This window comes from Achromobacter sp. 2789STDY5608621, from assembly GCF_001299375.1.
Taxonomy (GTDB): Bacteria; Pseudomonadota; Gammaproteobacteria; order Burkholderiales; family Burkholderiaceae_B; genus Achromobacter; species Achromobacter insuavis.
This window is the reverse complement of the sequence record NZ_CYTU01000066.1, coordinates 7139-26844: the sequence shown is the minus strand read 5'-3', so window position 1 is coordinate 26844 and position 19706 is coordinate 7139. Positions and strand designations below refer to the sequence as shown.

The window sequence follows — 19706 nt, the reverse complement described above, 5'->3', positions numbered from 1 at the left end:
ACCAGCACCCGGCGCGCGCGCGGCGGCCGCGCCGGACCGGCGGCCGCCGCGCCGCAACGCACCGCCAGCGCCCGGGCCAGGCCGGGAGAGCCGGCCCACAGGCAGGACCCGTGCGTCCACAATTGCGCGACCCGTTGGTCCAGCGCCGCCTGCGTGGTGGCGTCCAGCACCAGCGTCCGGGCTTGCCGCGCGGCATCGCGCAATTGCGCCGCGTCCGCGTCCTCGGGCACCACCCGGGCCGGCCCGATGGCCGGATCGATCAGGTCGAGCAGGCGCGCGGTGCGCGCCGGATGCACCGGATCGGAGGCATAGACACTGACATCGACCGGCTCACCGTGCACGTACTGGATCCCGCCGCGCGTCACGCGCCCGGCCGCGGGAAAGGCCGGCGCCACCACCAGCAGGCGCCGCCCGCTGGCGCGCAGGGCCGTGGCCAGCTCCGCCCGGACGTGGCCGCGCAGCGTCGAATCCAGGGTCTTGTAGAGAACGCCGCGCCCGGCCAGCGCGGCGGCGGCCCGCGCCACCGCGTCCACGGCGCCGGCTTCGGCCTGCCCGCGGCTGCCGGTGTCGACCGACAGCACGCGCTCCCCGGCTGGCGCGGCGGCACCCCGATGCACCCGCGCCGAACCGGCCCAGGGCAGGAACGGGCCGGCGCCATCGGCGGCGCTGGTCAGGTCGTCGGCAATGATGCCGACTTGTCGGGATAACGATTCCGGTGTGTCCATACCGGTGATTAAAATGCAGATCACCCACCAGGAAAATCCATCATTTCTGACGTTTATTCGTGATCTATCATCACCAATGACCGCTACCCGCCGTCCCTCGTTGAACGACCTGCGCGCCTTCGAGGCGGTGGCGCGCCTGGGTTCCGTGCGCGCCGCCGCCGACGAACTGTCGCTGACCCATGGGGCGGTCAGCCGCCGCGTGACCAAGCTGGCCGACGACCTGGGCCTGACGCTGGTCGAACCGGCCGGACGCGGCCTGCGCGTCACCGCCGACGGCCGCTTGCTGGCCTCGTCCATGGGCCGGGCGCTGGCGCTGATCCACGACGCCATCGACACCTTGCAGGCGCGCGACGCGCAGCGCCCCGTGGTGCTGTCGTGTGAACGGTCGATCGCCATGCGCTGGCTGATTCCTCGCCTGTCGCGGTTCCAGGACCGGCACCCGGACATCGAGCTGCATCTGTCGGTCGGCGGCGGACCGCTGGACTTCACCCGCGACCAGGTCACGCTGGCGCTGCGGCGGCTGGATTTTCCGGTGCATCCCGACTGGATCGTCACCCCGCTGATGGCGGAGCACATGGGACCGGTGATGGCCCCGTCGCTGCTGCCCGCGTTCGAGGCCGGCGACTACGTGGCGCTGTCTTCACGCACCCGGCCGCGCGCCTGGGACGACTGGCTGCGCCAGGCGGGGCTTCCCGCCCCGCGCGCCACGCGCAGCCTGGATCATCATTTCCTGATGGTGGAAGCGGCCGCCGCCGGCCTGGGCGTGGCGCTCAGTCCGCGCCTGCTGGCGCTGGACGACCTGCGCAGCGGACGACTGGTCGCGCCGGCCGGATTCGCCCCGGATGGCTCGCACTACGGATTGATCGAGTCGCGCGGCGCCCCGGCGGGCGCGGCGCCGGCGCTGGCGGCGTTGAAGCAGTGGCTGGCCGAAGCGGCGGCCGAGGCCTGAAGCAAAGGACGGTTGCCTGCGCCGTTATTGCGGCACGGCGGCGTCCTTGTCGAGCCGCTTGATGAACACCAGCAATTCCTTTTCGACCTGTTTGTCGCCGCGCGCCTGCGCGGCCTTCAGACCCGACTCCCAGGCGGCGCGGGCGCCGGCCTTGTCGCCGCGGCCGAGGCAGGCCTTGCCCAGCCATTTCCAGGCCACCGAGTAGGCCGGATCGAACACCAGCGAGGCGCGCAGGTGCGTCTCGGCGTCGCCGTAGCACTCCTGCTCGGCGTAGGCCTTGCCCAGCGAGAATCGCAACAACATGTTGTCGGTGCCCTTGGCCAACATGGTTTCCAGACGATCGATCATTTCCCGCATGGCCGGCCTCCTTTGCGCCGATGGCGCTGACTACGATGGCACATGATAGGCCGCGGACCGCGCATCGGCGGCAATGGCCCCGCGCCGCGCAGGGAAAGCGGCGGCGCATGGCACAAGCATCGGTTTCCTTGCGTTTCAAGCGGCGTCGCGACGGGAATCGCGGTGCGACTATCCTGTCACACGCTCAGGGCCTGCCGCGTCCCCCGCCGCCGGCCGGCCCTGACCGCCTGCTGACGGCAGGCCGCAACCGTCAACCCGCAAGGTGCCCGCTTCATGTCGAACATGCGCCTCTTCCTGCGCCGCCTGGCGCCCCGGCTGCCGCCGCTGGCGGCCCTGGCGCTCTCCGCGCCCCTGCTGGCCGCGCGCCCTGGCACGGCCCCGCCGCCCGCCACGCCCAAGCCCGCCGCCGCCGGCCACGACGCCGAGGCCCAGACGCTCGACGCCGCGCTGGTCAACCGCATCACCTGGGGCGCCACCCCGGCCGAACTGGCGCGCATGCGCGAACTCGGCCCGCAGCGCTATCTGCAGGCGCAGCTGCATCCCGATCCGAACGCGCGCCTGCCCGCCGCCGTGCAGCAACGCATCGACGCGCTGTCGATCTCGCGCCAGCGCGCCGAGGACGCGCACGCCGAGCAGCGCGGCCTGCGCCAGGACGCCAAGGAGGCTGACCCCGGCCGCAAGCAACAGGCCCAGCGCGACGCCCGCGCCATCTCGCGCCAGCGCGCCGACGACACCGCCAGCCGCGCGCTCTACCGCGCGCTGTACTCGCCCAACCAGTTGCAGGAGCAGATGACCTGGTTCTGGATGAACCACTTCAATGTGTATGCGGCCAAGAACGACGTCGGCACCTATATCGACCAGTACGAGGAACGCGCCATTCGCCCGCACGCGCTCGGCAAGTTCCGCGACCTGCTGGCGGCCACGCTGCGTTCGCCGGCGATGCTGGTGTACCTGGACAACACCCAGAACGCCGTGGGCCGCATCAATGAAAACTACGCGCGCGAACTGATGGAGCTGCACACGCTGGGCGTCAAGGGCGGCTACACGCAGGCCGACGTGCAGGAACTGGCGCGGATTCTCACCGGCCTGGGCATCCACAACCAGGAAGGCCCGCCCAAGGTGCGGCCGGCGCTGCGCGGCCAGGTGGTGCTGGACGGCCTGTTCCTGTTCAACCCGGCGCGCCACGACTACGGCGACAAGCAGTTCCTGGGCCACACGATCCGCGGCGCCGGCCTGGCCGAGGTCGACGAGGCGGTCGACCTGCTGGCGCGCCATCCCGCCACCGCGCGCTTCATCAGCGCCAAGCTGGCCGCCTACTTCATGGGCGACGCGCCGCCGGCCTCGGTCATCGACAGGATGGCCCGCACCTTCCAGGCCAGCGACGGCGACATCGCCGCCACGTTGCAGACGCTGTACGGCTCGCCGGAATTTACGCAGTCGCTCAGGACCGGCGTGTTCAAGGACCCCGTGCATTACGTGTACTCGGCCTTGCGGCTGACTTATGCGGACCTGCCGCCCATCGCCAACCCGCGGCCGGCCATGGCCATGCTCAGGCAGCTGGGCCAGCCGCTGAACCAGCGCCTGACGCCCGACGGCTATCCGCAGGCGCAGTCGGACTGGGCCGGCTCGGGCCAGATGACCGCGCGCTTCGAAGTGGCGCGCGCCATCGCCGCCGCGCCGCAGGCCTTCTACCGCGAGGGCGACGACAAGGGGCCGGTGGAATTGCCGCGCCTGCCCGACCTGCTGCGCGAGAACGCCGCCGACGGCCTGTTCGCGCGCCTGTCGCCCGCCACCCGCGACGCCATCGCGCAGGCGAAGAACCCCAAGGACGCCAACACCTATCTGCTGGCCTCGCCCGAATTCATGCGGCGCTGAGCCGTCGCGGGAGACACATCATGCATCGCCGCCGCATCCTGCAACTCCTGGCCTCGGCGCCGCTGGTCGTCGGCGCAAGCCGCCTGTACGCCGCGCCGGCCGCCGCCGGCAACAAGCTGCTGGTCGTCTTCATGCGCGGCGCCTACGACGCCGCCAGCCTGCTGGTGCCGGCCGACAGCGACTTCTATTACGAGTCGCGCCCGAGCATCGCCATCGCCAGGCCCGGCAGCGGCGCCGGCGCCGCCCTGCCCCTGGCCGACGGCTGGGCCCTGCACCCGGCGCTGGCCGAGAGCCTGATGCCCTTCTACCAGAAGCGCCAGCTGGCCTTCGTGCCGTTCGCCGGCACCGACGACACCAGCCGCAGCCACTTCGAGACCCAGAACCGCATCGAACTCGGCCAGGGCGCTGCCCGGGACAGGAACGGCGACTTCCGCTCGGGCTTCCTGAACCGCCTGGCCGCCACGCTCGACGGCAAGGGCATGCAGGCGGCCGCCTTCACCGCCGAGGTGCCGCAGATCTTCCGCGGCGCCGAGCGCGTGCCCAACATCGACCTGGGCGGCGCGGCCCGCAAGTCGCGCCTGTCCGAGGCCGACAACCGCGCCATCGCCGCCATGTACCAGCACACCGACCTGGGCGCCTCGGTCGCCGAGGGCCAGCGCATCATGGGCGCCACGCGCGCCGAACTCGACGCGGAAATGGAGGCCGCCAGCGGCAACGCCGTGTCGGCCGACAGGCTGGAGCAGGAAGCGCGCCGCATCGGCCGCTTCATGCGCGACAGCTACAACCTGGGTTTCGTCGACGTCGGCGGCTGGGACACGCACGTCGGCCAGGGCAACGCCAGCGGCATGCTGGCCAACCGGCTCGGCCAGCTGGGGCGGGCGCTGGCTGGCTACGCTGATGCCATGGGCCCGGCCTGGAAGCAGGCCACGGTGGTCGTCATCAGCGAATTCGGCCGCACCTTCCGCGAGAACGGCAACAAGGGCACCGACCATGGCCACGGCACGGTCTACTGGGTGCTGGGGGGCAATGTGCAGGGCGGCCGCATTGCCGGCCGCCAGGTCCCGGTCAAACGCGAGACCCTGTTCCAGGACCGCGACTACCCGGTGCTCAATGAATACCGCGCGCTGTTCGCCGGCCTGTTCTCGCGCCTGTACGGCCTGCCGCCGGCCCGGCTGGCGCAGGTGTTCCCGGGCACCCCGCCGCTGGACCTGAAACTGGTCTGAATGCAGGCCAAGGGTATACCCGCATCGGCAACAGGGATTTGCGGCGGCGCGCGCGAGCGGCTGCTCTAAAATTCGCGCACCCTTCCCTGTCGCCGCGGCCCCGTGCGCCCGGCCCTCTCCCCGGTTTTACATGCCCCTGCATCTCATCGCGCTGGCCGCCGCCGCTTTCGGCATCGGCACCAGCGAATTCGTCATCATGGGCCTCTTGCCCAACGTTGCCGCCGACCTGGACGTCAGCATCGACATCGCCGGCCTGCTGATCACGGGCTACGCCATGGGCGTGGTGATCGGCGCGCCCATCATGGCCATCATCACCGCGCGCATGCCGCGCAAGGCCACGCTGATCGGCCTGGCCAGCACCTTCGTGCTGGGCAACCTGCTCTGTGCGCTGGCGCCGGGCTACGGCACGCTGATGGCCGCGCGCGTCTTCACCGCCTTCTGCCATGGCGCCTTCTTCGGCATCGGCGCGGTGGTGGCGGCCGACCTGGTGCCGCGCCACCAGCGCTCCAGCGCCATCGCGCTGATGTTCACCGGCCTGACGCTGGCCAACGTGCTGGGCGTGCCGCTGGGCACCGCGCTGGGCCAGGTGGCGGGCTGGCGCTCGACCTTCTGGGTGGTCAGCGGCATCGGGCTGGCCGCGGTGGCGGCGCTGGCGGCGTGGCTGCCCGGCCGCATCCCGATGCAACCCGGCAACATCCTGCGTGAATTCCGCGTGCTGCGCGACGTGCGCGTGCTGTGGCCGCTGGTCGCCAGCGTGCTGGCCTCGGCCGCGCTGTTCTGCGTGCTGACCTATATCGCGCCGATCCTGCGCGACATCACCGGCGTGTCCGAACGCGGCGTGACCGGCGTGCTGCTGCTGTTCGGCGTGGCGCTCACGGTGGGCAGCACGCTCGGCGGCAAGCTGGGCGACCGCAATCTGGAAGTGTCGTTGCGCCGCATCTTCCTGGGCCTGCTGCTGGTGTTCCTGGCGCTGAGCCAGGCCATCCACGCGCTGGCGCCGATGCTGGTGATGACCTTCATCTGGGGCACGCTGGGCTTTGCCGTGGTGCCGCTGCTGCAGACGCTGATCGTCGACCAGGCGGCCGAGGCGCCCAACCTGGCCTCGACCCTGAACCAGGGCGCCTTCAACCTGGGCAACGCCGGCGGCGCCTGGCTCGGCAGCCTGGCGCTGGGCCACGGCCTGCCGCTGACCGACCTGCCATGGATGTCCGCGGCCATCACCGCGGCGGTGTTGCTGCTGACCCTGTGGGGCACGCGCTACTATGGGCGCCACGCCGGGATGACGCAGCCGCCGCAAACCGGCGCGCTGGCCTCGTCCCGTTCCGACGCCTGACCCCAAGGAGCCCGCATGAGCACGATCTACGATTTCTCGGCCCGCGACATCCACGGCGCCGACCAGCCCCTGTCCGCCTACCGCGGCCGGGTGCTGCTGGTGGTGAACGTGGCCTCGAAATGCGGCTTCACGCCGCAGTACTCGGGCCTGGAAGATCTGTACCGCGCGCTGCGCGACGACGGCCTGACGGTGCTGGGCTTTCCCTGCGACCAGTTCGGCCGCCAGGAGCCGGGCAACGAGGCCGAGATCCTCGACTTCTGCACCACGCAGTACGACATCACCTTCCCGCTGTTCGCCAAGATCGACGTCAACGGCGCCGACGCCGACCCGCTGTACCGCTGGCTCAAGGGCGAAAAGCCCGGCGTCTTCGGCACCGAGGGCATCAAGTGGAACTTCACCAAGTTCCTGGTGGGCCGCGACGGCCAGGTGATCAAGCGCTACGCCCCCACCGACACGCCGGCCGGCCTGAAGGACGACATCGTCCGCGCCCTGGCGGCGCCCGCCGCCTGAATCGCCCTGGCCTGGCCGACGCGTCGCGCCAGCCCGTCCCCGGCGCGGCGTCCAGCCGCCGCCTTGCCCAGCCCGCCCCCCTCAGCGCAACGGCGGCAGCCGGCGGCGCACCGTGTGCGCCTTGACGATAGCGGTGTTGGTCTCGGCGAACTCGGTCACGCGCTCCAGGATGCCGTCCAGGTGGGTGATCGAGCGCAGCACCACGCGCGCGATGAAGCAGTCGTCGCCCGTGACCTTGTCGCATTCCACGAATTGCGGGATCTCCTGGATCAGCCCCTCGACCCGCCGCAACTGGCCCGGCAGCGGCCGGATGCGCACGATCGCCTCCAGCGTGTAGCCCAGCGCCACCGGGTCCACGTCCAGGGTATAGGCGCGGATCACGCCCGATTCCTCCAGCCGCCGCAGGCGGTCGGCCACGCTCGGCGCGGACATGCCGACCTGGCGCGCCAGGTCGGCGGTGGTGGTGCGCGCGTTGGCCGTCAGCGCCTCGACCAGGCGGCGGTCGATACCATCCAGGACGGGGTTTTCATTCTTTAGGTCATTCTGCATAAATTCCACCCGAACGAAGGTTGACAGGCCAAACCGGCACAGCAACATCATATAACCGGCCCGATCGGCCTGGGATAATTTCTCCATCGAATCGTGGACCGCGCCGGTCCCCTGGAGCCTTCCATGCCCCCCTCATCCGATCGCCTCGGCCTGGCCCAGATGGCCGCCGCCATGACCCTGTCCGGCACCCTGGGCGTGTTCGTCCTGGAATCCGGCCAAAGCGCCTGGAACGTGGTGTTCTTCCGCTGCGTCTTCGGCGCCCTGTCGCTGTTCCTGTACTGCTGGGCCCGCGGCCTGCTCAAGCCCGGGCTGTTCACCGCCCGCACCCTGGCGCTGGCGCTGGCCGCCGGCGCCGCGCTGGTGCTGAACTGGGTGCTGCTGTTCTCGGCCTACCGGCTGGCGTCGATCTCGCTGGCCACCGCCGTCTACAACGTGCAGCCCTTCTTCCTGATCGGCCTGGGCGCGCTGTTCCTGGGCGAACGGCCCACGCGCGGCAAGCTGGCCTGGTCGGTGATCGCCTTCGCCGGCCTGCTACTGGTGCTCAAGCTCACCGACCACAGCGGCGGCGACGCCTACCTGTCGGGCCTGCTGCTGGGGCTGGGCGCGGCGGCGCTCTATGGCATCACCGCCGTCATCGTCAAGCGCCTGAAGGGCATCCCGCCGCAGGTGCTGGCGCTGGTGCAGGTGACGCTGGGCGCGGTGATGCTGCTGCCGATGGCCGACTTCCAGGCGCTGCCGGCCGCCCCGCTGCAATGGGGTTACCTGGTGGCGCTGGGCCTGGTCCACACCTGCCTGATGTACATCCTGATGTATTCGGCGATCCAGAAGCTGCCCACTACCTCGACCGCCGCCCTCAGCTTCATCTACCCGGCCGTGGCGATCCTGCTGGACCTGGTGGTGTACGGCCACCGCATGGACGCCACCCAGGTGCTGGGCGTGGCCATGATCTTCCTGGCGGCCGCCGGCGTCAGCCTGAACTGGCAGTGGCGCCTGCGCGGCGGCGCCCGGCCCGGCGCGGCCTGAGCCGGGGCGCGGGCCAAACCCGCACCGCGCCCCCGGGTATTCGGCCGCCCGCCCGGGGCGCCGCTATCATGGGCCTTCCGATCCGCCGGCAGTGGCCGGCGGCGCCAAGACGCTAAGGAATCCCCATGATCGATCTCTATTACTGGACCACCCCCAACGGCCACAAGATCACGATCTTCCTGGAAGAAACCGGGCTGCCGTACGAGATCCACCCGGTCAACATCAGCAAGGGCGACCAGTTCAAGCCCGCGTTCCTGGCCATCGCGCCCAACAACCGCATTCCGGCCATCGTCGACCAGCAGCCCGCCGACGGCGGCGCGCCGCTGTCGCTGTTCGAATCCGGCGCCATTCTGCAGTACCTGGCCGAAAAGACCGGCCGCTTCCTGCCCGCCGACCTGCGCGGCCGCGCCGAGGTCTCGCAATGGCTGTTCTGGCAGATGGGCGGCCTGGGCCCCATGGCCGGCCAGAACCACCACTTCTCCGGCTACGCGCCCGAGCGCATCCCCTACGCCATCGAACGCTACGTCAAGGAAACCAACCGCCTCTACGGCGTGCTGAACAAGCGCCTGGCCGACCGCGAATTCGTCGCCGGCGACTACTCCATCGCCGACATGGCGGCCTACCCCTGGATCGTGCCGCACGCCAAGCAGGGCCAGGACCTGAATGACTTCCCGCACCTGAAGCGCTGGTTCGACGCCATCGCCGCGCGTCCGGCCGTGCAGCGCGCCTACGCGCTGGCCGACAAGGTCAACACCGCGCCGTCCGTCAGCGACGACGAATCGCGCCGCATCCTGTTCGGCCAGACCGCCCAGAACGTGCGCTGAGCGAGGCCGCCATGACCGATTCCCCGCTACGGTTCCGCCGCGCGCGCCTGGGCGACCTGCCCGAGATCGTGGCCATGCTGGCCGACGACGAACTGGGCGCCAGGCGCGAAGATCCCTCGATTCCGCTCAACCCCCGCTACACTGCGGCTTTTGCCGCCATCGAGCAGGACCCGAACCAGTTCTTCGCGGTGGTCGAGCGCGACGCGCGCCTGATCGGCTGTTTGCAGTTATCGTTCATACCCGGCCTGTCGCGGCTGGGCCAATGGCGCGGACAGATCGAGAGCGTGCGCATCGCCTCGTCGGCGCGCGGCCAGGGCCTGGGACGCGCCATGTTCGAGTGGGCCATCGAGCAGTGCCGCTCGCAGGGATGCGAGATGGTGCAGCTGACCACCGACCGCGCCCGGCCCGACGCCCGCCGCTTCTACGAAAGCCTGGGTTTCGTGGCCAGCCACGACGGCATGAAACTGAGCCTGTAGCGCCGCCCCCGGCGCCAGGCCTGATACACAAAGGAGCGCCCCATGCACGGCGAATACAAAGTCCCCGGCGGCAAGCTGGTGGTCGCGGACCTGGAAGTCCGCGATGGCCGCCTGGCCGATGTCCGCATCAGCGGCGATTTCTTCCTGGAACCGCCCGAGGCGCTGGAAGCCATCAACCGCGGCCTGAACGGCCTGCCCGCCGACGCCGGCGAACTGGAACTGGCGCTGGCGGTGCAGTCGGCGCTGCCCGCCGACACCGAGATGTTCGGCTTCTCGGCCGAAGCCGTGGCGGTGGTGCTGCGGAGGGCGCTGGCATGACCCGCACCGACTGGAACGACTACGACTGGCAGCTGATCCACGAAGCGCCGCAACGCCCCGCGCTGCACATGGCGCTGGACGCCGTCATCACCGACGAGGTCGGCGCCGGCACGCGCCCGCCCACCCTGCGCATCTGGGAATGGTCGGCGCCCGCGGTCGTGATCGGCCGCTTCCAATCTCTCAAGAACGAAGTCGACCCCGAGGGCGCCCGGCGCCACGGCATCGAGGTCGTGCGCCGCGTCAGCGGCGGCGGCGCGATGTTCATCGAGCCGGGCAACAGCATCACCTATTCGCTGAGCGCGCCGCAGGCGCTGGTGCACGGCATGAGTTTCCAGGAAAGCTATGCGTTCCTGGACGCCTGGGTGCTGCAGGCGCTGCAGGGGCTGGGCATCAAGGCCTGGTACCAGCCGCTCAACGACATCGCCTCGGACATCGGCAAGATCGGCGGCGCCGCCCAGGCCCGCCGCGCCGGCGCGGTGCTGCACCACGTCACCATGTCCTACGACATCGACGCCGATAAAATGGTGGAAGTCTTGCGCATCGGGCGCGAGAAACTGTCGGACAAGGGCACCACCAGCGCCAAGAAGCGCGTCGACCCGCTGCGCACCCAGACCGGACTGGCGCGGGAAGTCATCATCCAGCGCATGGTGGACACCTTCGCCGGCCTGCACCGGCTGACGCCGGGCCAGCTGGGCGCCGCCACGCTGGCGCAGGCCGAGGCCCAGGCCGCCGAGAAGTTCTCCACGCCCGAATGGACCGCGGTGGTTCCCTGATCCGCCGCGGGTAACCGTTGGACGGCCGCGCCCGCGCGCGGCCGGGTTTTCTGGAGGTAGTTCAATGCGTCGTCCCCGCACGCCGCGCGGCCTGTCCGCCGCGGTCCTGGGAGCCGCCCTGCTGGCCTTGGCCGGCTGCGGCAGTTCGCCCCCCGCCAACATCACGCTGGAGTCGCCGACGGCGGCCGCCAGCACGGCCACGCCCGAGAAGATCGGCGACCTGTCCACCGAGCGCATCAAGTGGGCGTCCAACAAGCCCGACTGCAAGGGCGACTGTCCGCGCATCGAGATCGACAGCGTGGCCTTCCCCGGCATCCCCAAGCTGAGCGCGCTGGTCGACCACGTGCTGGCCTACATGACCGGCACCGACGCCAACCGTCGCGGCCCCTACGAGACGCTGTCGGAATACACGCAGTATTTCTGGTCCACCGCGCGCCCGCGCGACGCCACCTACTTCAAGGCCAGCGTCAAGGACACCGTCGGCGACATCGTCTCGATCGAACTGCACACCGAGCAGTTCCTGACCGGCGCCGCGCACGGCATTCCGGCCACCCAGTACCTGAACTGGGAGCGCAGCCGCGGCCGCGTCATGGCGCTGGACGAGGCCCTGATTCCCGGCCGCCGCGCCGAATACGTCGCCGCGCTGCAGCGGGCCCACGCCAAGTGGCTGGCCAGCAACAGCGACGCCAAGCGCGACCCGGCGGCCTACAACAAGATGTGGCCGTTCCAGGAAAGCGACAACTTCGCGCTCACGCGCGACGGCATCGTGGTCAAGTACGACGCCTACTCGATCGCGCCGTATTCGTACGGCGAGCCCGAGCTGAGCATCGCCTACGCGGATCTGCGCGGCATCCTCAAGCCGGAACTGCTGCCGAAGTCCTAGGGCGGCGCCCGCCTTTGCGCCGCCCAAATGGAAACCGCCCCTGTCGGGGCGGTTTTCCTGTCTTCCTCACGCTCCTCCAGGCGCCGGGCCAGGGCCCGGCGCCAGAAGGACTTTACGGGTACAGGCCGCGCACCTGGCGAGCCTGCAGGATGCGCGTGCAAGCCACGATGAAGGCGGCGGTGCGCAGCGTCACCTTGTGCTCCTTGGCCACCAGCGCGATCGAGGCGTAGGCCTCGCGCATGATGCGTTCCAGGCGCTGGTTGATTTCGTCCTCGCTCCAGAAGAAGCTGGAGAAGTCCTGCACCCATTCGAAGTACGACACCGTCACGCCGCCGGCGTTGGCCAGCACGTCCGGCACCACGTACACGCCGTTCTCGGCCAGGATGTCGTCCGCTTCCGGGGTGGTCGGGCCGTTGGCGCCTTCCACCACGATCTTGGCGCGCACCTTGGCGGCGTTGTCGGCGGTGATCTGGCTTTCCAGGGCCGCCGGGATCAGGAATTCGGTTTCGAGCGTCCAGAACTCGTTCTTGTCCAGGGCCTGGCCGCCGGAGAAGCCGCCCACGCCGCCATGCTGCGACACGTGCGACAGCAGCTTGTGGACGTCGAGGCCGGCGGCGTTGTGCACCGTGCCGGTGTGGTCCTGCGCCGCGATGACCTTGGCGCCGGCTTCATGGAACAGGCGGGCGGCGGTGCCACCCACGTTGCCGAAGCCCTGCACCACCACGCGCGCCTTGGACACGTCGATGTTCAGGTCGCGGGCGGCTTCGCAGCCGACCACGAACACGCCGCGGCCGGTGGCCTCGACGCGGCCCAGGCTGCCGCCCAGCGCGATCGGCTTGCCGGTCACGACGCCGGTGGCGGTCGAGCCTTCGTTCATGGAGTACGTGTCCATCATCCAGGCCATGGTCTGGGCGTTGGTGTTCACGTCAGGGGCGGGAATGTCCTTGGACGGGCCGATGATGACGCCGATTTCCGAGGTGTAGCGGCGCGTCATGCGCTCGAGTTCGGATTGCGACAGCTTGCGCGGGTCGACGCGGATGCCGCCCTTGGCGCCGCCGTACGGCAGGTTGACCGCGGCGTTCTTGACCGACATCCAGGCGGCCAGCGCCATCACTTCCGACAGGGTCACGTCCTGGTGGAAACGCACGCCGCCCTTGCCCGGGCCGCGCGAGGTGTTGTGCTGCACGCGGTAGCCTTCGAAGTGGGCCACGCTGCCGTTGTCCAGCTCGATCGGCACGTCGACGATCAGCGAGCGCTTCGGGCGCTTCAGGGTCTCGACCCAGCGCGCCAGCGATCCGAGATACGGGGTGACCCGATCGACTTGTTGCAGGTAATTACCCCAGGGGCCGAGTTCTTCGGCATTCAGATAAGACGGCAAGGCATGGGTGGGAGTTTGAGACATGAACATGCTCTCCTGACAAAGTTGCGCCATTTTATCCATATCCTTAATGCGTCCCCATATTTTAAGAAAAAATATTAATTGGGGACGCAATAAGGAAATGAAGGCCGTGAGCGTTACCGAGCCTGCCGAAACGCTGCGCCTATCCTAGCCCCGCGCGACGGCAGCGTCCAGCCCGCGGGACGCCCGCCCTGCCCGCTCCCGCCCCACCGACGCTCGACCGGCGCCACATCACAGCCGCGTGTCAGCCCGGCCCGGGCGCCTGTCGCATTCCGCTTGAAACCGTCATCCACTTGACCCAGAATCAACCGGCCCCGGTTTTAGCAGTACCCGGCACCGGCGGCTTTCCAAAGCTTGTCATCCCGCGTTGCCGGCGGGCGGCGCCCGCTTGCATCCAGCACTTATGAAAATCAACCATAGAGGTGCGCATGTCGGATTTTTCCCTGATTGACAGCAATGACCCGCGTTACGCGACCCTGCAAAAGGGTTTCAACCTGCGCTTCCCCACCACGGGCCAGGGCGCCAACGCCATCTATGTCTGCAAGACCCCGCAGGACGTGCTCGACGCGGCCAACGCCGCGCTGGCCCAGGGCTGCCGCATCACGGTGCGCAGCGGCGGCCACTGCTACGAAGGCTTCGTGGCCAACAAACTGCCGCAGGACCACGGCCAGCCCCTGGCCATCATCGACCTGAGCCTGATGACCGGCCTGCGCTACCGCGAGGCCGGCGACATCCCCTCGCCCTGGAATCCCGCCGCGCGCTACCGCTTCGCGGCCGCGTCCGGCAACCAGAACTGGGACGGCTACCTGGACCTGTACAAGACCGCCAACCGCACCCTGCCCGGCGGCTCGTGCTATTCGGTCGGCTCGGGCGGGCACATCGTCGGCGGCGGCTACGGCCTGCTGTCGCGCCTGCACGGGCTGACGGTGGACTGGCTGTCGGGCGTGGACATCCTGGTGCCGCAAGGCCCGGGCGCGCGCAAGCTGGTCGCCAAGCACGTCAACCTGCACAGCACCGGCGCCGACCGCGACCTGTTCATCGCCTGCCGCGGCGGCGGCGGCGGCAACTACGGCATCATCCTGACCTACTACTACGCCGACCTGCCCGCCGCGCCGCAGGAAGCCTACTGGCTGTCCCTGTCCTACCCCTGGGCCAGCTTCGGCGCCGGCGCCACGGGCCGCGCCAACTTCGCGCGCTTCATGCGCGCCTACTGGCAGTGGTTCGCCGACCACGACGCCGACTGGAACAGCCCCGACCCGGCCAAGGCCAACGGCGGCCTGTTCACGCTGCTGAAGGTGCAGCATCGCTCGACCGGCGACGTGGTGCTGAGCATCCAGTACACCGGCAAGGACGGCAAGGTCGGCGGCGCGCGCGACCAGCCGTTCCTGGACTTCGTCGCCACCATGAACGCGGCGGCCAGCGCCGCGCCCGCCGTCAACCTGTCCACGCATTGGTACGGCCCGTCGCACCGCGTGGTCCATCCCGCGCCGCGGATGCTGGCCCATGCGGTCAACGATGCGCAGAAGATGGACTGGCTGTGGCTGACGCAGAGCATCAACGGCTCGGGCAGCAACCAGCGCGGCAAGTACAAGTCCGCCTATCACAAGGCCAATTTCAGCGACGTCGAGATCATGGCCATGTGGGAATACCTGAACGGCTCGGACGACCCGCGCCTGAACCAGGCGCTGGTGCAGATCGACTCGTATGGCGGCCGCATCAACCGCAACGACGAGACGGCCAACCCGACCAGCGTGTGCCAGCGCTCGTCGCTGCTGAAGTCGCAGTTCCAGGTGTACTGGACCGATCCGGCCCAGGACGCCTTCCACATCAAGTGGATCGCCGACCTGTACGACGAGTACTTCGCGCAGTACGGCGGCAAGCCCAGCAACCAGCCTGGCTCGCCGTTCGAGGGGTGCTACATCAATTACCCCGACACCGACATGAAGTACACCGACGCCAGCCACAGCCACGTCGATCCGCAATGGCTCGACCTGTACTACGGCAACAAGACCGCCGCGCTGATCGCCACCAAGCGCAGCGTCGATCCCGACAATCTCTTCCACCACGAGATGTCGATCCCGCTGGCCGCGCCGCAGGCGTGAAAAAGCCCGCCGCCATGCGCCGCGCGAGCGGCCATGACGGCGGGCGGGAAGTCCGCGGCGGATCTCGCGCCGCGGACCGTGTCAGGCGGACAGCAGTTGCCAGGCCAGGCGCGCCGCCGCGCGGGCGCCATGGCCGTCGATATCGAAGCGCGGGCTGTACTCGGCCATGTCGGCCAGGCGCAGCTTGCCGCTGGCCTTGACGCGCAGCACGATCTCCTCGATCACCGCCATCGGCACGCCATAGGGCGCCGGCGCCGACACCCCCGGCATCACCGCCGCCGGCAGCACGTCCAGGTCGATGGTGAGGTAAACGTGGCGAGCCCGCGCCAGCAAGGCGTCGACGTTCGCCAGGCGCGCCGCCAGGTGGCGCTCCTGCATGTCGCGGTCCTCGACCCACACCGCGCCCACTTCGGCCGCGCGCGCATACAGCGCCGGCGTATTGGCCAGCCGCGACACGCCCAGGCAGGCGTATTGCAGCGCCAGCCCCTGCGCCTCGCAGTAATGCGCGATCTGGTCGAACGGCGTGCCGGAACTGCCCGGCCGGCCGGTGCGCAGATCGAAATGCGCGTCCAGGTTCAGCACCAGCACCGGGCCCTCATCGCCCCGGTCCGCCAGCCAGCGCGCCAGGCCCTGGAAGCTGCCCCAGGCGATCTCGTGGCCGCCGCCCAGCACCAGCGGGCGGGCGCCCTGGCGCAACAGGTCGGCCACCGCCAGGCCCAGCCGCTCCTGCGCGTCTTCCAATTGGTCGCCTTCGCAGGCCACGTCGCCCGCGTCCAGCAGGCGCGTCAGGCCGTGCGCCGGCAGGCCGGCCATGTACTTGCGGATGCCGGCGGGGCCGGCCGCCGCGCCGATGCGGCCCTGGTTGCGGGCCACGCCCGCATCGCAGGCGAAGCCCAGCAGCACCGGCTCGCCCGCGGCCGGCGTCTGGCCCGCGGCCGGCTCGACGATGTGCGCCAGGCGGCGCGTGTCGCCGCGCTCGGCACTGTCGTCGCGCGCGGTCCACAGGCTCCTGTCGAGTTGCGCCGCCGTCATGCCGCCCCCTGCCCCGTGCTCAGCACGGCCTGCAGGAACTCGCGGGTGCGGGCCTCGCGCGGCTGGCTGAAGATGACCTCGGGCGCGCCCGATTCCAGGATCACGCCGCCGTCCATCACCGCGACCACGTCGGCCACGTCGCGGGCAAAGCCCATCTCGTGGGTCACGACCATCATGGTCATGCCTTCGCGCGCCAGCAGCTTCATGACCTGCAGCACTTCGCCCACCAGTTCCGGGTCCAGCGCCGAGGTCGGTTCGTCGAACAGCATGACCTTGGGCTGCATCGCCAGCGCGCGGGCGATCGCCACGCGCTGCTTCTGGCCGCCCGACAGGCTGGCCGGCATGGCCGACATCTTCTGCGCCAGGCCGACCTTGCGCAGCAGGTCCTCGGCCAGCGCGTTGGCCTCGTCGCGGCCCATGCCGCGCAGCGTGCGCGGACCGACGGTGACGTTGTCCAGCACCGACAGGTGCGGGAACAGGTTGAAGCCCTGGAACACCATGCCGACCTGCATGCGCAGGCGGTTCAGCGCCGCCTCGGGCAACTGCTCGCCTTCGTTCTGCAGCATCTGGCCGCAGATCTCGACGGTGCCGCCCTGGGCCACTTCCAGCCCGTTGCAGCAGCGCAGCAGCGTGCTCTTGCCCGAGCCGCTGGGGCCGATCACCACCACCACCTGCGACGGCAGCACATCGAAGTCGATGCCGCGCAGCACGGCGTGGTCGCCATAGGATTTCTGCAGGCCGCGGATGCGGATCATTTCTTTCGGATTCGCGGCGTTCATTGCACCATCCCCCCCGCGCGCAGGCGTTGCTCGATCCTGCGCAGTATCAACATGGCGGCCGTGGTCAGGACCAGGTAGATCAGCGCCACCACCAGATAGGTTTCCAGCGAGCGGTACGACACGCTGATGATCTTCTGCCCTTCGTGCATCAGGTCATGGATGGTCAACAGCGACACCAGCGCCGAATTCTTGATCAGCGCGATGAACTCGTTGCCCAGCGGCGGGATCATGCGCACCACCGCCTGCGGCAGGATGATGATGCGCATGGCCTGGCCCGACGACATGCCCAGCGAACGGGCCGCCTCGGTCTGGCCGCGGTCGACCGACTGGATCGCGCCGCGCACGATTTCCGACACGTAGGCGCCGGAATACATGCCCAGCCCCAGCACGCCGCAGGCGAACGCCGGCAGCGTCACGCCGAACTGCGGCAGGCCGAAGAACCAGATGAACAGCTGCACCAGCAACGGCGTGCCGCGAAAGAACAGCAGGTAGACGCTGCACAGGTTGTAGATGATGCGGCGTTGCGGGTTGAGCCGGCCGACGCCGACCAGCAGGCCGATGACGCAGCCCAGCAGCAAGGCGCCGGCGGTCACCTCGATGGTGACCACCGCGCCGCGCACCAGCGCGTCGAAGTCGGCGAAGACGGGGGCAAAATCCAGGTTCATTTCGCGGGCGCCTCGAACCACTTGTTGACGATGGCCTGGTAGCTGCCATCGGCCTTGATCTTCTGCAGCGCCTCATTCAGGCCGCGCGTCAGCTCCGGCTTGTTCTTGGGCACGGCGATGCCGTAGTCCTCGGTGGTGACCTGGTCGGCCAGCACGGTCAGGTCGGTGGTGCTCTGGGCGAACAGCTTGGCGGCCGGCTTGCCGGTCACGGCGGCATCGGCGCGGCCGATCTGCACCAGGTTGAACATCTCCTGGTTCTTCTCGACCTCGACGCGCTGCACCGACGGGTAGTGTTCCTTCAGGTAGTTGACCGACTTGGTGCCGACCTGCACCGACACCTTGCGGCCGTCCAGGTCCTTCAGCGTCTTGATCGGGCCGTCCTTCTTAGTCAGCACGACCAGGCCGCCGGCGTAGTAAGGATCGGTGAAGTCCACCACCTTGCTGCGCTCGGGCGTGATGTAGATGGCGGACACGGCGATGTCGGCGCGGCCGGCCTGCAGGGCGGGAATCAGGCCCTTGAAGTCGATGTCGATCCATTCGACCTTCTTGCCCATGGCGGCGGCCAGGGCCTCGACCAATTCGATGTCAAAGCCGGTGCGCTTGCCGTCCTTGACGAACTCCATGGGCGGGAAGGTGGCGTCGGTCACGGCGCGGATGGTTTCCTGGGCGTGGGCGGTGCCCATGCTCCAGGCCAGGCCCAGGGTCAGGGCGGCGGTCAGCAGGGTGCGGCGAGTAGTCATGGCGAATCCTGATAGGAAGAAGTGGATACGGATACGGCGATCGGTACGGCGTGGGGTGTGGCGTCTAGAGAGGCGGCGGGAATGTCGGGGACAGCGTGAAATGCATGGAAGGCGGAAACCGGCGGCGTCAGTGCGCCTGCAGCCTGCCCGAGATGCGGCGGGCGGCCGCGACGGTCAGGTCGATGAAGGCCTGCGGCCGCTGGGCGGCGCGGGTGGACGGGGCCATCAGCGTGATGGAGGCCACCGCCTGGTTGGCGCGCTGGAAGATCGGCACGCTCACGCCCCAGACGCCGGCGTCGACTTCGCTGTCGGTCACGGCATAGCCCTGGGCGCGGATGGCCTCGAGTTCGTCGGCCAGGCGCACCGGATCCACGCCCGACTCGCGCGCCAGGATGGCCAGCGCGGCCTGCTGGCGCGGGGCCGGCATGAAGGCCAGCAGCGACTTGGCCGAGGCGCCGCGCGCCAGCGGCAGGCCGCGGCCCTTGGTGAAGGAACAGCGCAGCGGATGCTGGCTCTCGACCATGTCCAGGCACACGGCCTGGTCCTTGACCGCCACCAGCAGGCCGATGGTCTCGCCCGACGCGGCGGCCAATGCCGCCATGTCCGGCTGCGCTTCATGGATCAGGAACGAGGATTGGTCAAAACCCCAGGCCAGTTGCACGCACAGCGGACCGGGGCCGTATTCGCCCTCGTGCTCGGCGACGAAGCCCCAGCGCTTGAGCAGGGCCACCTGGCGGTAGAGCGTGCTCTGCGCCAGGCCGGTCTTCTCGGCCAGCGCGGCGATGCTCAGGGGGCCATCGTGCCGGGCCAGCGTGGCCAACACGTAAAGCACCCGGTCCGCGCCCGGCCCTACCGACTGATCCATCAACAAGCTCTCCTGGTGGTGATGGCGGCGAGATTATCAATTTATGGTGGTATTGGTCGAAATTTTTCCCACTCAATGAGAACTTACAGGGAAAACCCCGAAACACACGATCACAAACCCGATCCGCAAGGCCTGCCAGCGGCACGCCGGGCCGCCGCCCCGAGAGCGCGCCAGAGCTGCGCGGCCCCGGCCCGCCAGCCGGCGACTGCCAATAAAAAACCCGCCGGAAGGCGGGTTTCGGAACCAGCGGGACGCGGCCGGGATCAGGGCGTCGCGGGCTTGTCGTAGTTGTTCAGCCGCACCCCG

At 69.5% G+C, this 19706-nt stretch carries 21 protein-coding genes; 12 read left to right on the top strand and 9 right to left on the bottom strand.

Annotated features, from left to right (window positions below):
- The coding region (locus tag AOZ53_RS30770) for a four-carbon acid sugar kinase family protein (RefSeq protein WP_197286550.1) at window positions 1-725 on the bottom strand (725 nt) is incomplete at its 3' end.
- Between the two features lie 76 nt (window positions 726-801).
- Between AOZ53_RS30770 and AOZ53_RS30765 the strand changes: the two genes are divergently transcribed.
- On the top strand, window positions 802-1674 hold the full coding sequence (locus AOZ53_RS30765) for a LysR substrate-binding domain-containing protein (protein WP_054490758.1): 873 nt from the start codon (window positions 802-804) through the stop codon (window positions 1672-1674).
- Window positions 1675-1698: 24 nt separating this feature from the next.
- Here AOZ53_RS30765 and AOZ53_RS30760 read toward each other — a convergent pair whose 3' ends face one another.
- Window positions 1699-2031, bottom strand: a complete 333-nt coding sequence (locus AOZ53_RS30760; protein WP_080977441.1) for a hypothetical protein — start codon at window positions 2029-2031, stop codon at window positions 1699-1701.
- Window positions 2032-2304: 273 nt separating this feature from the next.
- Here AOZ53_RS30760 and AOZ53_RS30755 point away from each other — a divergent pair, with 273 nt between their 5' ends.
- From AOZ53_RS30755 to AOZ53_RS30740, 4 genes are all read left to right on the top strand, one after another.
- The gene (locus tag AOZ53_RS30755) at window positions 2305-3906 is read left to right on the top strand and encodes a DUF1800 domain-containing protein (RefSeq protein ID WP_054490756.1); all 1602 of its coding nucleotides are present in this window, start codon (window positions 2305-2307) and stop codon (window positions 3904-3906) included.
- A gap of 20 nt (window positions 3907-3926) precedes the next feature.
- Window positions 3927-5129: a DUF1501 domain-containing protein gene (locus AOZ53_RS30750; protein ID WP_054490755.1), complete on the top strand. Its 1203-nt coding sequence runs from the start codon at window positions 3927-3929 to the stop codon at window positions 5127-5129.
- Between the two features lie 130 nt (window positions 5130-5259).
- Window positions 5260-6462: an MFS transporter gene (locus AOZ53_RS30745; protein ID WP_054435456.1), complete on the top strand. Its 1203-nt coding sequence runs from the start codon at window positions 5260-5262 to the stop codon at window positions 6460-6462.
- Between the two features lie 15 nt (window positions 6463-6477).
- Window positions 6478-6972, top strand: a complete 495-nt coding sequence (locus AOZ53_RS30740; protein ID WP_054435454.1) for a glutathione peroxidase — start codon at window positions 6478-6480, stop codon at window positions 6970-6972.
- Window positions 6973-7053: 81 nt separating this feature from the next.
- Here the strand turns inward: AOZ53_RS30740 and AOZ53_RS30735 are convergent, their stop codons facing one another.
- Entirely contained in the window at window positions 7054-7521 is a 468-nt protein-coding gene (locus tag AOZ53_RS30735) for an Lrp/AsnC family transcriptional regulator (RefSeq protein ID WP_054435452.1), read from the bottom strand.
- Between the two features lie 123 nt (window positions 7522-7644).
- Between AOZ53_RS30735 and AOZ53_RS30730 the strand changes: the two genes are divergently transcribed.
- The 6 genes from AOZ53_RS30730 (at window position 7645) to AOZ53_RS30705 (ending at window position 11818) form a co-directional block, all read left to right on the top strand.
- Window positions 7645-8544 carry a DMT family transporter gene (locus AOZ53_RS30730; protein WP_054490753.1) on the top strand — a complete coding sequence of 300 codons (900 nt, stop codon included), beginning with the start codon at window positions 7645-7647 and terminating at the stop codon, window positions 8542-8544.
- Between the two features lie 125 nt (window positions 8545-8669).
- On the top strand, window positions 8670-9368 hold the full coding sequence (locus tag AOZ53_RS30725) for a glutathione S-transferase N-terminal domain-containing protein (protein ID WP_054435446.1): 699 nt from the start codon (window positions 8670-8672) through the stop codon (window positions 9366-9368).
- 11 nt (window positions 9369-9379) lie between these two features.
- Window positions 9380-9844 (top strand): GNAT family N-acetyltransferase, encoded by a 465-nt coding sequence (locus AOZ53_RS30720; RefSeq protein WP_054435444.1) that lies wholly within the window; start codon window positions 9380-9382, stop codon window positions 9842-9844.
- 42 nt (window positions 9845-9886) lie between these two features.
- Window positions 9887-10162 (top strand): lipoate protein ligase C-terminal domain-containing protein, encoded by a 276-nt coding sequence (locus tag AOZ53_RS34560; RefSeq protein ID WP_054435443.1) that lies wholly within the window; start codon window positions 9887-9889, stop codon window positions 10160-10162.
- Complete coding sequence (locus AOZ53_RS30710) at window positions 10159-10935, top strand: lipoate--protein ligase family protein (protein ID WP_054435441.1); 777 nt, start codon at window positions 10159-10161, stop codon at window positions 10933-10935. The genes AOZ53_RS34560 and AOZ53_RS30710 overlap by 4 nt, the downstream gene beginning before the upstream one ends.
- A 64-nt stretch (window positions 10936-10999) precedes the next feature.
- Entirely contained in the window at window positions 11000-11818 is an 819-nt protein-coding gene (locus AOZ53_RS30705; RefSeq protein ID WP_054490751.1) for an RsiV family protein, read from the top strand.
- Window positions 11819-11930: 112 nt separating this feature from the next.
- On the opposite strand, the gene AOZ53_RS30700 is transcribed toward AOZ53_RS30705, so the two are convergent.
- Window positions 11931-13220: a Glu/Leu/Phe/Val family dehydrogenase gene (locus tag AOZ53_RS30700; RefSeq protein WP_054435474.1), complete on the bottom strand. Its 1290-nt coding sequence runs from the start codon at window positions 13218-13220 to the stop codon at window positions 11931-11933.
- A gap of 425 nt (window positions 13221-13645) precedes the next feature.
- On the opposite strand from AOZ53_RS30700, the gene AOZ53_RS30695 reads away from it, so the two are divergent.
- A complete protein-coding gene (locus AOZ53_RS30695; RefSeq protein WP_054490749.1) occupies window positions 13646-15319 on the top strand; it encodes an FAD-binding oxidoreductase in 1674 nt (557 codons plus the stop codon).
- Window positions 15320-15400: 81 nt separating this feature from the next.
- Here the strand turns inward: AOZ53_RS30695 and hutG are convergent, their stop codons facing one another.
- The 5 genes from hutG to AOZ53_RS30670 form a co-directional block, all read right to left on the bottom strand.
- Window positions 15401-16351 (bottom strand): formimidoylglutamase, encoded by a 951-nt coding sequence (gene hutG / locus AOZ53_RS30690; RefSeq protein ID WP_054435434.1) that lies wholly within the window; start codon window positions 16349-16351, stop codon window positions 15401-15403.
- Window positions 16348-17130, bottom strand: a complete 783-nt coding sequence (locus AOZ53_RS30685; RefSeq protein WP_047992730.1) for an amino acid ABC transporter ATP-binding protein — start codon at window positions 17128-17130, stop codon at window positions 16348-16350. The genes hutG and AOZ53_RS30685 overlap by 4 nt, the downstream gene beginning before the upstream one ends.
- Entirely contained in the window at window positions 17127-17795 is a 669-nt protein-coding gene (locus AOZ53_RS30680; RefSeq protein ID WP_054435432.1) for an amino acid ABC transporter permease, read from the bottom strand. The genes AOZ53_RS30685 and AOZ53_RS30680 overlap by 4 nt, the downstream gene beginning before the upstream one ends.
- Window positions 17792-18535 carry a transporter substrate-binding domain-containing protein gene (locus AOZ53_RS30675; protein WP_054435431.1) on the bottom strand — a complete coding sequence of 248 codons (744 nt, stop codon included), beginning with the start codon at window positions 18533-18535 and terminating at the stop codon, window positions 17792-17794. Before AOZ53_RS30675 ends, AOZ53_RS30680 begins: the two co-directional genes overlap by 4 nt.
- Window positions 18536-18662: 127 nt before the next feature.
- Window positions 18663-19403, bottom strand: a complete 741-nt coding sequence (locus tag AOZ53_RS30670; RefSeq protein WP_180189432.1) for an IclR family transcriptional regulator — start codon at window positions 19401-19403, stop codon at window positions 18663-18665.
- Window positions 19404-19706 lie beyond the last annotated feature (303 nt).

Coding starts and splice junctions, on each gene's coding strand:
- AOZ53_RS30765 (WP_054490758.1), top strand. CDS start 802: ATGACCGCTACCCGCCGTCCCTCGTTGAACGACCTGCGCGCCTTCGAG.
- AOZ53_RS30760 (WP_080977441.1), bottom strand. CDS start 2,031: ATGCGGGAAATGATCGATCGTCTGGAAACCATGTTGGCCAAGGGCACC.
- AOZ53_RS30755 (WP_054490756.1), top strand. CDS start 2,305: ATGTCGAACATGCGCCTCTTCCTGCGCCGCCTGGCGCCCCGGCTGCCG.
- AOZ53_RS30750 (WP_054490755.1), top strand. CDS start 3,927: ATGCATCGCCGCCGCATCCTGCAACTCCTGGCCTCGGCGCCGCTGGTC.
- AOZ53_RS30745 (WP_054435456.1), top strand. CDS start 5,260: ATGCCCCTGCATCTCATCGCGCTGGCCGCCGCCGCTTTCGGCATCGGC.
- AOZ53_RS30740 (WP_054435454.1), top strand. CDS start 6,478: ATGAGCACGATCTACGATTTCTCGGCCCGCGACATCCACGGCGCCGAC.
- AOZ53_RS30735 (WP_054435452.1), bottom strand. CDS start 7,521: ATGCAGAATGACCTAAAGAATGAAAACCCCGTCCTGGATGGTATCGAC.
- AOZ53_RS30730 (WP_054490753.1), top strand. CDS start 7,645: ATGCCCCCCTCATCCGATCGCCTCGGCCTGGCCCAGATGGCCGCCGCC.
- AOZ53_RS30725 (WP_054435446.1), top strand. CDS start 8,670: ATGATCGATCTCTATTACTGGACCACCCCCAACGGCCACAAGATCACG.
- AOZ53_RS30720 (WP_054435444.1), top strand. CDS start 9,380: ATGACCGATTCCCCGCTACGGTTCCGCCGCGCGCGCCTGGGCGACCTG.
- AOZ53_RS34560 (WP_054435443.1), top strand. CDS start 9,887: ATGCACGGCGAATACAAAGTCCCCGGCGGCAAGCTGGTGGTCGCGGAC.
- AOZ53_RS30710 (WP_054435441.1), top strand. CDS start 10,159: ATGACCCGCACCGACTGGAACGACTACGACTGGCAGCTGATCCACGAA.
- AOZ53_RS30705 (WP_054490751.1), top strand. CDS start 11,000: ATGCGTCGTCCCCGCACGCCGCGCGGCCTGTCCGCCGCGGTCCTGGGA.
- AOZ53_RS30700 (WP_054435474.1), bottom strand. CDS start 13,220: ATGTCTCAAACTCCCACCCATGCCTTGCCGTCTTATCTGAATGCCGAA.
- AOZ53_RS30695 (WP_054490749.1), top strand. CDS start 13,646: ATGTCGGATTTTTCCCTGATTGACAGCAATGACCCGCGTTACGCGACC.
- hutG (WP_054435434.1), bottom strand. CDS start 16,351: ATGACGGCGGCGCAACTCGACAGGAGCCTGTGGACCGCGCGCGACGAC.
- AOZ53_RS30685 (WP_047992730.1), bottom strand. CDS start 17,130: ATGAACGCCGCGAATCCGAAAGAAATGATCCGCATCCGCGGCCTGCAG.
- AOZ53_RS30680 (WP_054435432.1), bottom strand. CDS start 17,795: ATGAACCTGGATTTTGCCCCCGTCTTCGCCGACTTCGACGCGCTGGTG.
- AOZ53_RS30675 (WP_054435431.1), bottom strand. CDS start 18,535: ATGACTACTCGCCGCACCCTGCTGACCGCCGCCCTGACCCTGGGCCTG.